This window comes from Streptomyces sp. NBC_01478 (assembly GCF_036227225.1).
GTDB lineage: Bacteria > Actinomycetota > Actinomycetes > Streptomycetales > Streptomycetaceae > Streptomyces.
In genome coordinates this window covers 2,794,044-2,804,984 of sequence record NZ_CP109444.1, presented here as the reverse complement: position 1 = coordinate 2,804,984, position 10,941 = coordinate 2,794,044, and the positions used below count along the sequence as shown (strand labels likewise).

The 10,941-nt window shown below is 70.9% G+C and carries 10 protein-coding genes; 4 read left to right on the top strand and 6 right to left on the bottom strand.

The features are described 5' to 3' along the window. Positions 1-70: 70 nt before the first annotated feature. Positions 71-1,291: an exo-beta-N-acetylmuramidase NamZ family protein gene (locus OG223_RS12565; RefSeq protein WP_329246628.1), complete on the bottom strand. Its 1,221-nt coding sequence runs from the start codon at positions 1,289-1,291 to the stop codon at positions 71-73. Positions 1,292-1,450: 159 nt separating this feature from the next. Between OG223_RS12565 and OG223_RS12560 the strand changes: the two genes are divergently transcribed. The 3 genes from OG223_RS12560 to OG223_RS12550 are packed head-to-tail and all read left to right on the top strand — an operon-like array spanning position 1,451 to position 4,514. After that, a complete protein-coding gene (locus OG223_RS12560) occupies positions 1,451-2,215 on the top strand; it encodes an SDR family oxidoreductase (protein WP_329246625.1) in 765 nt (254 codons plus the stop codon). Beyond that, positions 2,212-3,894, top strand: a complete 1,683-nt coding sequence (locus OG223_RS12555; RefSeq protein ID WP_329246620.1) for a class I adenylate-forming enzyme family protein — start codon at positions 2,212-2,214, stop codon at positions 3,892-3,894. The genes OG223_RS12560 and OG223_RS12555 overlap by 4 nt, the downstream gene beginning before the upstream one ends. Before the next feature lie 26 nt (positions 3,895-3,920). Next, positions 3,921-4,514 carry a TetR/AcrR family transcriptional regulator gene (locus OG223_RS12550; protein WP_329246618.1) on the top strand — a complete coding sequence of 198 codons (594 nt, stop codon included), beginning with the start codon at positions 3,921-3,923 and terminating at the stop codon, positions 4,512-4,514. 2 nt (positions 4,515-4,516) lie between these two features. Here OG223_RS12550 and OG223_RS12545 read toward each other — a convergent pair whose 3' ends face one another. Together OG223_RS12545 and OG223_RS12540 are read right to left on the bottom strand one after the other, a co-directional pair. Beyond that, positions 4,517-5,212, bottom strand: a complete 696-nt coding sequence (locus OG223_RS12545) for a response regulator transcription factor (protein WP_329246615.1) — start codon at positions 5,210-5,212, stop codon at positions 4,517-4,519. Continuing rightward, a complete protein-coding gene (locus tag OG223_RS12540; RefSeq protein ID WP_329246612.1) occupies positions 5,212-7,206 on the bottom strand; it encodes a sensor histidine kinase in 1,995 nt (664 codons plus the stop codon). The genes OG223_RS12545 and OG223_RS12540 overlap by 1 nt, the downstream gene beginning before the upstream one ends. Before the next feature lie 186 nt (positions 7,207-7,392). On the opposite strand from OG223_RS12540, the gene OG223_RS12535 reads away from it, so the two are divergent. Continuing rightward, complete coding sequence (locus tag OG223_RS12535; protein ID WP_329246609.1) at positions 7,393-7,959, top strand: LGFP repeat-containing protein; 567 nt, start codon at positions 7,393-7,395, stop codon at positions 7,957-7,959. A gap of 83 nt (positions 7,960-8,042) precedes the next feature. Here OG223_RS12535 and OG223_RS12530 read toward each other — a convergent pair whose 3' ends face one another. The 3 genes from OG223_RS12530 to OG223_RS12520 form a co-directional block, all read right to left on the bottom strand. Continuing rightward, positions 8,043-9,257, bottom strand: coding sequence for an acyl-CoA dehydrogenase family protein (locus tag OG223_RS12530; protein WP_329246606.1), 1,215 nt, complete (start codon positions 9,255-9,257; stop codon positions 8,043-8,045). A gap of 6 nt (positions 9,258-9,263) precedes the next feature. Next, positions 9,264-10,286 (bottom strand): phosphotransferase family protein, encoded by a 1,023-nt coding sequence (locus OG223_RS12525; RefSeq protein WP_329246604.1) that lies wholly within the window; start codon positions 10,284-10,286, stop codon positions 9,264-9,266. Between the two features lie 187 nt (positions 10,287-10,473). Continuing rightward, positions 10,474-10,770, bottom strand: coding sequence for a hypothetical protein (locus tag OG223_RS12520; protein ID WP_329246601.1), 297 nt, complete (start codon positions 10,768-10,770; stop codon positions 10,474-10,476). Positions 10,771-10,941 lie beyond the last annotated feature (171 nt).

The following is a 10,941-nucleotide window of genomic DNA, read 5'->3' as shown; positions in this document are numbered from 1 at the left end:
TCGTCCCCCGGAGCGGCTCGATGTGGGCGCATCGTCCCGCTACCGGTGAAGATTGGCCATACGTCGCGAGTCACTTGTAGAGGAGATATTCAGTTCGAACCCGCCGGAAGGCCCGCAACTCCTCCTGCCAGCCCGCCACCACCTCGTCCGTACCCGCCCCCGCGTCGATCGCCGTACGCACCCGCGCGGACCCGGTGAGCTTGTCGATCCAGTTGTCCGAACGCCAACCGAAGCCGCTCCAGGCCTTCTTGGCGGTCACCAGCAGCGCGATGCCGGTGCGGACCGGGTCGTACGCGGCCCGGTCGTGGATGTGGATCTGGACCCCGCCGACCGTCTTGCCCTGGAACTTGGAGAAGGTGGGCGCGAAGTAGGCCTCCCTGAAGTGCACGCCGGGCAGGGCGAGTTGATTCACCTCGGCGGCCCAGCGTCCGTCGATGCCCTCCGCGCCGAGCAGTTCGAAGGGGCGGGTGGTGCCGCGGCCCTCGGACAGGTTCGTGCCCTCGAAGAGACACGTCCCCGCGTACACGAGCGCGGTGTCCGGCGTCGGCATGTTGGGGCTCGGCGGTACCCAGGGGAGTGACCAGGCGTCGTAGAACTCCGACCGCTTCCAGCCCGTCATCAGTACGGTCTCCAGGGGCACGGGTGTCGTCAGGAACTCCCCGTTGAACAGCCGCGCCAGCTCGGCGACCGTCATCCCGTGCGCCTGCGCGATCGGCTTCCGGCCGACGAAGGTCGCGAACTCCTTGTGCAGGACCGGGCCTTGGGCCGATCTTCCGGTCACCGGGTTCGGGCGGTCGAGCACGACGAAGCGTTTGCCGGCGAGCTGGGCCGCCTCCATGCAGTCGTACAGGGTCCAGATGTAGGTGTAGAAGCGGGCGCCCACGTCCTGGATGTCGAAGACGACGGTGTCCACGGCGGCGGTCCTGAAGATGTCGGCGAGTGGCTGACCGCTCTTCAAGTACGTGTCGTAGACCGGGAGTTTGGTTGCCGGGTCGGTGTAGTAGCCCTCGGAGCCGCCGGCTTGTGCGGTGCCTCGGAAGCCGTGTTCGGGGCCGAAGACCGCGACCAGGTTCACGTGGGGGCTGGCGTGCATGACGTCGACGATGTGGTGGGCGTCTCTGGTGATGCCGGTGGGGTTGGTGACGATGCCGGTTCGCTGGCCGCTGAGCTGGGCGTAGTCGTGCGCGGCGAGTTGTTCGAAGCCGGTGCGCAGTTCGGTTTTCTTGGGTTGTGCTGGGGTGAGGGTTGCCGCCGGGGTTGCTGCCAGGAGGGTTCTTCTGGTGAGGGGCATGGTGGCACCGTAGGGGCTGCCGCGTGTGGTTTGTCGGGTGCGCGTGGTGTGTGGCTGGGCGCGCCGTTCCCCGCGCCCCTTTGGGGCGCCTGCCCTTTCGGTGTTACATACCGACCGGTTAGTCTGGCTGGGCAGTGGAGCCGCAGTCGAAGGAGACCGATGGTGGAAGCCGTTCAGGGTGCCGGGGTAGTCGTCACGGGGGCTGGGGGTGGCATCGGGGCCGCGCTCGCGCGGCGGTTCGCTGCCGAAGGGGCCCGGGTCGTCGTCAACGATCTGGACGGTGAGCGGGCGAAAGCCGTCGCCGAGGAGATCGGTGGGATCGCCGTGCCGGGGGACGCCTCCGGTGTGGTCGATGCGGCCCGGGACGCTCTCGGTGGGACCGTCGACGTCTACTGCGCCAACGCCGGGGTCGGCTCCGGTGGGTCGGAAGCGGCCGGTGAAGGTGTCTGGGCGCTGGCCTGGGACGTGAACGTCATGGCTCATGTGCGGGCCGCGGAGGCGTTGATTCCGGGGTGGCTGGAGCGGGGCGAGGGGCGGTTCGTGTCCACCGTGTCGGCCGCCGGGCTGCTCACCATGATCGGGGCCGCGCCCTACAGCGTCACCAAGCACGGTGCGTACGCCTTCGCCGAGTGGCTGTCCCTGACGTACCGGCACCGGGGGATCAAGGTCCACGCGATCTGTCCGCAAGGTGTCCGCACCGACATGCTCGCCGCCACCGGCAGCGCGGGTGACCTGGTGCTTCAGCCGACCGCCATCGAGCCCGATGCCGTTGCCGACGCTCTGATGAAGGGGATCGAGGAGGAGCGTTTCCTGATCCTGCCGCACCCCGAGGTCGCCGGGTACTACCAGGCCCGGGCCGCCGAACCGGATCGCTGGCTGACCACCATGAACCACATCCAGCAGAAGTGGGAGGCCGGGGAATGACCGACTCCCTGTACGCCGCCAAGCCCTGGCTGGGTCTGCTCAACGAGGCGCAGAAGGCCCCGATCAGCCCCCCGGACTCCCTGGTGCACGCCTTCCGCGCGGTCACCGCGGAGCACCCGGACCGCGCCGCGCTCGCCTACTTCGACGGGCGGCTCAGCTATCGCGAGGTCGACGAGCTGAGCGATTCCGTCGCCGGGTATCTGGCCGCGCGGGGGCTGGAGCGCGGTGACCGGGTGGCGATCATGTTGCAGAACTCGCCGCACTTCGTGATCGCGGTGCTCGGCGCCTGGAAGGCCGGCGCGATCGTCGTCCCGGTCAACCCGATGTACAAGTCGGGGGAGGTCACCCATGTCCTGCGGGACGGTGAGGTGACCGCGCTGATCTGCTCCGACCGGGCCTGGGAGTCGTATCTGCGCGAGACGGCGGCTGCGGTCGAGGAGAGCGGGTCCCCGGTGCGGATCGTGCTCACCGGGTGTGAGCTGGATTTCCAGACTCGCAACGACGCGCGCGTGCTGACGTTCGAGCGGCTCCCGCAGGCGGCGGACGCCGAGGACCTGGTGGCCGTCGCCCGGCAGGGGAACCCGGCGCCCGAAGGCCGCGATCGCGGTCCGTCGGACATCGCCCTCATCAGCTACACGTCGGGCACCAGTGGCGCTCCCAAGGGGGCCACCAACACCCACGGCAACATCATGGCCAACGCGGAACGGCAGCGGACGGGCCTGCGGCTGCCCGAAGCTCCCGTCTACTTCGCGATGGCCCCGCTGTTCCACATCACCGGGATGGTCTGCGAACTCGCCGCGTGCCTCAACAGCGCGGGCCTGCTCGTCCTCGCGTACCGCTTCGAGTCGGGCGTCGTCCTCGACGCGTTCGCCGAACACCGGCCCGCCTACACCGTCGGCCCCTCGACGGCCTTCATGGCGCTGGCCGCGCACCCGGCGGTCACCCCCGACCACTTCTCGTCCTTCGTGAACATCTCCTCCGGCGGCGCGCCCCTGCCGCCCGCCCTGGTGGAGAAGTTCCGGGCCGGCTTCGGGCCGTACATCCGCAACGGCTACGGCCTCACCGAGTGCACCGCCCCCTGCGCGTCCGTGCCGCAGGACCTGGAGGCGCCCGTCGACCCGGTCTCCGGGACGCTGGCCGTCGGCGCGCCGGGGCCGAACACGGTCGTACGGATCGTCGACGACCAGGGCGAGGAGGTGCCCTTCGGGGAACAGGGCGAGATCGTCGTGCGCGGGCCGCAGGTCGTGCCCGGGTACTGGCGGCGCCCCGAGGCCACCGCCGAGACCTTCCCGGACGGTGAACTGCGCACCGGGGACATCGGGTTCATGGACCCGCAGGGCTGGCTGTACGTCGTCGACCGCAAGAAGGACATGATCAACGCGTCCGGCTTCAAGGTGTGGCCGCGCGAGGTCGAGGACGTGCTGTACACCCACCCGGCGGTGCGCGAGGCGGCCGTCGTCGGGGTGCCCGACGGATACCGGGGCGAGACGGTGAAGGCGTACATCAGCCTCCGTCCGGGTGCCGAAACCGACCCCGATGAATTCGCCGTGTACTGCAAGGAGAGACTGGCCGCCTACAAATACCCGCGCCAGGTGGAGATCCTGCCCGAGCTGCCCAAGACGGCAAGTGGGAAGATCCTCCGGCGGGAACTGCGTTCCCGGTCGCGCGACAGCGAGTGAACAGCCAGAAAAGGCAGGTGGCGGCAGTGCCCAGGACGACCGACGGAGACGGGGCCCCTGTCCCGCAGCGGCTCCTCGCCGCCGCCACCCGGCTTTTCGCCGAGCAAGGCTACGACCGCACCTCGGTGCAGGAGATCGTCGAGGCGGCGGGCGTCACCAAGGGGGCGCTCTACCACTACTTCGGCTCCAAGGACGACCTCCTGCACGAGGTGTACGCGCGCGTGCTGCGCGTCCAGCAGGAGCGCCTCGAGGTGTTCGCGAACGCCGACGAGCCGATCGAGAAACGGCTGCGGGCCGCGGCGGCGGACGTCGTCGTGACGACGATCGACAACCTCGACGACGCGTCGATCTTCTTCCGGTCCATGCACCATCTGAGCCCGGAGAAGAACAAGCAGGTGCGGGCCGAGCGCCGGCGCTACCACGAGCGCTTCCGCGGCCTCGTCGAGGAGGGCCAGCGCGAGGGCGTCTTCTCCACGGCGACCCCGGCGGACCTCGTCGTGGACTACCACTTCGGCTCGGTCCACCACCTGTCGACCTGGTACCGCCCCGGGGGCCCCATGACGCCCCAGCAGGTCGCCGACCACCTCGCGGACCTGCTGATGCGCGCGCTGCGACCGTAGGCCTACGGCTCGGGCGTCGGCCCCAGCCCCGCCTCCCGTGCCCATGCCGCCGCCTCCGTGCGGTCCGCGACGCCCAGCTTGGCCAGGACCGCCGACATGTGGTTGCTGACCGTCTTCGGGGACAGGCCCAGGCGGGCGGCCACGACCGAGTTGGGCCGGCCCTCGGCGATCAGGGCGAGGACGTCCCGTTCGCGCGGGGTGAGCGTCGGGCACGGGTCGGGGCGGTCCGGTGGTGTGCTGAGCCGGCCGAGCACGCGCCGGGCGACGCCGGGACCGAAGATCGCCTGGCCCGCGGCCACCGCCCGGATCGCCCGGACGATCTCGTCCTGGCCCGCGCCCTTGAGGACATAGCCCAGGGCGCCCGCCCGCATCGCGGCGAACACCGAGTCGTCCTCCTCGACCATGGTGAGCATCAGCACGGCCACCCGGGGCGCCACCCGGCCGATCTCCCGCGTTGCCTCGATGCCGTTCAGATCGGGCATCCGGATGTCCATCACCACCACGTGCGGACGCAGGGTCACCGCCGCCCGTACCGCCTCCCGCCCGCTTGCGGCGACCCCGACGACCCGCACGCGCGGGGTGCCGTCCCGCACGGACTCCAGGAGCGCGGCCAGTCCGGTGCGGACCACGGGGTGATCGTCGGCGAGGACGACCCGCAGCGCGTCCCCGTCGTCCCCGCCCCCAGGTTCCAGCCCCATCACATCGCCTCTCCCAACGGCAGCGTCGCCACCACCCGCCCCTGTCCCGCCACACACCGCCCGCCCAGCTCCGCCGCGCGCTCCTGCATCGACGTGATGCCCACGCCCGGTGTCCACGCGGTCCCCTCCGCCTCCGGCGAACCGTCGTCGCACACCTCCAGGCGCAGCCCCTCGCCGATCTCGATGAGCAGGTCCACCCGGGAGGCGCGGGCGTGCCGGGCCGCGTTGGTCAGCGCCTCGATCGCGATGCGGTACGCGGCCACCTCGACGGCGGCGGGCAGCGCGGGCAACCGCTCCGGGGCCCGGACCCGCACCTGGATCGGGGCGCCGTCCGCCCGCCAGGACAGCCGCACCGCACGCTCCCGCAACGCGCCCAGCAGCCCCAACTGGTCCAGATCCGGCGGCCGTAGCCCGTCCACCAGCCGGCGCACCTCCGCGACCGCGCCCCCGACCTCGGACCGCAACTCGGCCAGCAGCTCCGCCGCCCGCTCCGGATCGAACGTCAGCAGATTGCGTACGGCGTCGGCCTGGAAGGCGGCTCCGGCGAGGGTCGGTCCGAGGCCGTCGTGCAGATCGCGGCGGATCCGGCGCCGCTCCTCCTCGCGCGCGGCCACGATCCGTTCCCGGGAGTGCTGCAACTGCCGGGTGAGGTCGGTGGCGTGCAGCGCGGCGGCCAGCGGTACGGCGAGCAGCTCCAGGACCGCCAGGTCTGCGGTGTCGGGCTGCTGTTCGCCGGGGCGCAGTCCGATCACCAGCGCGCCGACGGTCCGCCCGTCGTAGTCGAGGGGTATGGCGTGGATCCGTTCCCCGGGCTCGCCCCAACTCCCGTCCGTCACACCGGACTTCGACTCCACGCTGACGTACGGCAGCCGCAGTGCCTCGCCGACCGCCTCCGGGACCGCGCCGACGCCGGTGCCGGCCAGCCGCTCGCCGATGCGGGAGACCGCGCGCACGGGGTCGTGGCGGTCGCCGTACAGGGCGCGGTCGACCATGCGTTGGAGGAGGCGGCGGGCCGGTTCGAAGGCGAGGGCGAGGGTGACCGCGATCAGGGCCGGGCCGAGCAGCGCCGGGTCGGGGTTGAGGAGGGACTGGACGGAGGTGACGAGGCCGACGTAGCCGACGACCAGGCCGAGTGTGAGGGTGGCGTAGAGCAGGCTGCGGGAGACGACGAGACGGATGTCGAGCAGTTCCTCGCGGACCACGGCGATCATGATGGCGGTCGGCAGGAACAGCGTGCAGCAGGACGTGTAGACGGCCGGGAAGCCGAGGATCTGGAGGGCCACGCTCAACGCCAGCGGCAGCATTCCCGCGAACAGCCACAGGAGTCGGCGGCGGTCCTGTTCTCCGCCGCGCCGGTAGCGCACGGCCATGACGGCGAAGACGGCGACCAGCACCAGGCAGGCCTTGGCGGTCTCGATGTCCCGCAGGGCGGGCATCCAGCCGTCCGGCACCGGGAGGTACGACGGTTGGGCGGGCGTGCCGCGGTACAGCCCCCAGTCGTCCCGCGCCCAGATGGCGAAGTCGAGCGGGGAGGACAGGAGTTGGGCGACCAGGGCCCAGCGCCAGCGGCGGTCGGGCAGCCGTCCGTCGGGGAACAGGAAGAACACGAGGACGAACGCCGTGGAGCTGCCGACGATCCAGGTGTGGCGGCCGACGGTGGTGAGCGCGTGCAGCAACTCGGGGGACCAGCCCAGCCGTAGCCCCTGGACGGCCAGCCCGATCGACAGACCCGTGAACGCGTGGCCCAGCCCGTAGGCGATCAGCAGCCAGCCGATGGGATTGCGCGGCCGGTGCAGCGCGATCACCGTGCCGCAGACCGGGTAGGCGAGACCGACCGCCATGTCGACGACCATGTCGTAGCGGACCACGTCGGCGGCGGAGACCCCGGCCGCCGCCAACGCGACCGCCCCGACCGCCACTTGGAGCGCCGCCAGCCCCAGCAGCACGTACGCCGTCGCCGTGCGTAGCGGTGTGCGCCCGTCGCGGTCGTCCATGCGTCCCATCGTGGGGGCGCGCCGCCCGGGTGTCCTGGGAACGCTTCCCGGTCCACCCGGGAGAGGTCCCCGGCCTTGCCCGAGGACTTCCCCTCAACTCCCGGCCCCCGTCGCCGTGATGCTCGTAGCAGCGGAACGGCGGACACCTCGCCGGACCGTCCGACAGGAACCAACGGGGGAAACACCATGCTGTCAACGAAGCGGCGCCTGACCGGCGTTGTCCTGGGCTCCCTGCTCGCTCTCGGCGGTACGGCCGCGGTGCCGGCCGCCGCGCAGACACCGGCGCGGGCCGCGTGCGGTATCGCGGTGAACGAGCCGCACATCTACCAGCGTTGGAGCGCGCTCGGCGGAGCGAGCGGCTGGCTCGGCTGTCCGACCACCGGCACCAGGGACGTGTACCTGAACGGCGCCTACGCCGGAAAGCGCCAGTACTTCACCTACGGCACCGCCACCTGGTCGCCGCGACAGGGCTCGAACATGGTCGTCGCCGCGTGGGAGGACCGCGGCTACGCCTACTTCAACTGGGGCACGACGGCCCCGGAGCACCGCTACGACAGGTTCCTGGTCCGCTGGACGAGCGCCTCCGACCCCGGGGGCACCCAGCGCGAGTTCGGCGGCGGGACGACCGGGCGGATCCGGGTGCTGGAGCGGAACACCGGCGCCTACGTCTTCAGCGTCGAGGGCTGCGACGTCGGCATCTTCGGGCACACCTGCCGGCAGGGCTGGACGTTGAAGGCGAGCACGCCCAACTGACCATCACCTCGGGGGAACGGAGCTGGAGGGGTGCGCACACCGGACACGCATACCAGGTGTTCACCCCTCCAACTCCTCGCGCACTACAGGTACTTCTTCAACTCCCGCCGCGCCAGCGACCGTTGGTGCACCTCGTCCGGGCCGTCGGCCAGCATCAGGGTGCGGGCGCTCGCGTACAGCTCGGCCAGCGGGAAGTCCTGGCTCACGCCGCCCGCGCCGTGCAACTGGATCGCCTTGTCGAGGATGCCGACGACCGTGCGGGGCGTGGCGATCTTGATGGCCTGGATCTCCGCGTGGGCGCCCTTGTTGCCGACGGTGTCCATCATCCAGGCCGTCTTCAGGACCAGCAGCCGCAGTTGCTCTACGGCGACCCGCGCGTCCGCGATCCAGTTGTGGACGACGCCCTGCTGGGCCAGCGCCTTGCCGAACGCGACGCGGGACACGGCCCGTTGGCACATCAGCTCGATCGCCCGCTCGGCCATGCCGATCAGCCGCATGCAGTGGTGGATACGGCCCGGGCCGAGCCGCGCCTGGGCGATGGCGAAGCCGCCGCCCTCCTCGCCGATCAGGTTCGTCACCGGCACGCGCGCGTGGTCGAAGACCACCTCGGCGTGGCCGCCGTGCGAGTGGTCCTCGTAGCCGAAGACCTGCATCGCGCGCTTGACCGTGACGCCCGGGGTGTCGCGGGGCACGAGGATCATGGACTGCTGACGGCGGATGTCGGGCCCGTCCGGGTCCGTCTTGCCCATCACGATGAAGATCTTGCAGTCCGGGTTCATCGCCCCGGAGATGTACCACTTGCGGCCCGTGATGACGTAGTCGTCGCCGTCCCGCTCGATGAGGGTGGTGATGTTCGTGGCGTCCGAGGAGGCCACCTCCGGCTCGGTCATCGCGAACGCAGAGCGGATCTCACCGGCCAGCAGCGGCTCCAGCCACTGCTTCTTCTGCTGCTCGTCGCCGAACTGGTAGAGGACTTCCATGTTGCCGGTGTCCGGCGCCGCGCAGTTCAGCGCGGTCGGTGCCAAGTGCGGGGAGCGGCCGGTGATTTCGGCCAGCGGTGCGTACTGGAGGTTGGTCAGGCCGCCGCCGTACTCGGCGTCCGGCAGGAAGAGGTTCCACAGGCCCTGCCTGCGGGCCTCCGCCTTCAACTCCCCCACCACGGCGGGGGTGTCCCAGGGGGAGGCGAGCTGAGCGCGCTGGTCTTCGGCCACAGCTTCGGCCGGATATACGTACTCGTCCATGAAGGCCAGGAGCTTGGCGCGCAGTTCCTCGGTGTGTGCGTCGAACGCGAAGTCCATGGTGGATCAGCCTTCCTGAAGGGTGGTCAGGCCGTGCTCGATGAAGACGGGAACCAGTTCGCCGATGCGGTCGAAGCCGCGGCCGACCGTCTGGCCCAGGGTGTAGCGGTAGTGGATGCCCTCCAGGATCACGGCGAGCTTGAACCACGCGAACGCCGTGTACCAGGCGACCGACGACACGTCGCGCCCCGAGCGCGCGGCGTACCGTTCGATCAGCTCGGCCGGGGCGGGGTGGCCCGGGGCCGAAGCGGTCGTGGAAATGGGGGAGTTGGGCAGCTCCAGCGGGATGCTGTACATCACCAGCAGGCCCAGGTCGGTGAGCGGGTCGCCGAGCGTGGACATCTCCCAGTCGAGGATCGCCTTGATCTTGTCGTCCTCGCCGATCAGTACGTTGTCGAGGCGGTAGTCGCCGTGTACGACGGCTGGGGTGGGGGAGTCGGGGAGGCGGCGGCCGAGGGCCGCGTGCAGCTCTTCGACTCCGGCCAGCTCGCGGTTGCGGGAGGCGTCCAACTGCTTGCCCCAGCGGCGGAGTTGGCGGTCCAGGAAGCCCTCGGGACGGCCGAAGTCCGCGAGGCCGACCTCGGCGGGGTCCACGGCGTGCAACTCGACCAGCGTGTCGACCAGTTCGAGGACCGCGCCGCGGGTGCGCTCCGGGCCCAGCGGGGCCAGCTCGTCTGCCGTGCGGTACGGGGTGCCCTCCACGAACTCCATGACGTAGAACGGCGCCCCGAGCACCTCGTCGTCCTCGCACAGGAGGATGGGTTTCGGCACCGGCACGTTCGTCGGGTGCAGGGCGCTGATCACCCGGTGCTCGCGCTTCATGTCGTGCGCGGTGGCCAGGACGTGGCCGAGCGGGGGGCGCCGTACGACCCACTTCGCGGAGTCGTCGGTGACCGCGTAGGTGAGGTTCGACCGTCCGCCCTCGATCAGCCGGCCCGACAAGGGGCCGGTGACCAGACCGGGCCGCTCGCGGTCGAGCAGACCGCGCAGCCGGTCGAGATCGAGTCCGGGCGGGTGGTCGGGGCTCATACATCACTCCTACGAACGGATGAACAGGACTCGGCTGACTCGAACCATCATGCCGACCGGTCGGTATGTCGTCCAGTAGGGGAGCGAAACGTGACCGGGGCCACGATAAGCCGACAGCTCCCCGCGCCGGGGCGGCGGGGAGCTGTGGGGTGGTGCATTCGGGCCGTCGCCGGCTGTGGGGGTCGCCTCAGTGGTCGTCCCAGTGACCGTCGTGCAGGGCGTGCCGGTGGCCGTCGTGCACGTAGTCCACGTGGTCGCCGTGCAGCACGCTCTCGTGTCCGCAGTCCTGACCGTGCTGGTGCGCGTGCTCCTGGTGGGCGACATGGCCGCCCGGCTCGCACTCGTCCCAGTGGCCGCCGTGTTCGCGGTGCAGGTGACCGTCGTGCGCGTAGTCGACGTGGTCGCCGTGCGGCACGGTGGCGTGCCCGCAGGCGGGGCCGTGGGAGTGGGTGTGGGAGGAGTGCTCCAGGTGAAGGGTGGTCATCGTGCTCACCTTCGGAAGTGCGGGAGTTGACGTCGGACAGGGTGCCATGCGAATCGCCCATATCGGGTCATCCGGGGTGCGTGGCGCCGTGGCCGGTGGGGGCGTCGGGGTCGTGGCGGTACGACGAGCCCGCCGCAGGTTGCGCCCCTCTGGTGCTGCCAGAGTCGAACG

What these genes read in the sequence shown, in the direction of transcription:
- OG223_RS12555 (WP_329246620.1), top strand. Translation starts at nt 2,212, where the DNA reads ATGACCGACTCCCTGTACGCCGCCAAGCCCTGGCTGGGTCTGCTCAAC.
- OG223_RS12540 (WP_329246612.1), bottom strand. Translation starts at nt 7,206, where the DNA reads ATGGACGACCGCGACGGGCGCACACCGCTACGCACGGCGACGGCGTAC.
- OG223_RS12525 (WP_329246604.1), bottom strand. Translation starts at nt 10,286, where the DNA reads ATGAGCCCCGACCACCCGCCCGGACTCGATCTCGACCGGCTGCGCGGT.
- OG223_RS12565 (WP_329246628.1), bottom strand. Translation starts at nt 1,291, where the DNA reads ATGCCCCTCACCAGAAGAACCCTCCTGGCAGCAACCCCGGCGGCAACC.
- OG223_RS12560 (WP_329246625.1), top strand. Translation starts at nt 1,451, where the DNA reads ATGGTGGAAGCCGTTCAGGGTGCCGGGGTAGTCGTCACGGGGGCTGGG.
- OG223_RS12535 (WP_329246609.1), top strand. Translation starts at nt 7,393, where the DNA reads ATGCTGTCAACGAAGCGGCGCCTGACCGGCGTTGTCCTGGGCTCCCTG.
- OG223_RS12530 (WP_329246606.1), bottom strand. Translation starts at nt 9,257, where the DNA reads ATGGACTTCGCGTTCGACGCACACACCGAGGAACTGCGCGCCAAGCTC.
- OG223_RS12545 (WP_329246615.1), bottom strand. Translation starts at nt 5,212, where the DNA reads ATGGGGCTGGAACCTGGGGGCGGGGACGACGGGGACGCGCTGCGGGTC.
- OG223_RS12520 (WP_329246601.1), bottom strand. Translation starts at nt 10,770, where the DNA reads ATGACCACCCTTCACCTGGAGCACTCCTCCCACACCCACTCCCACGGC.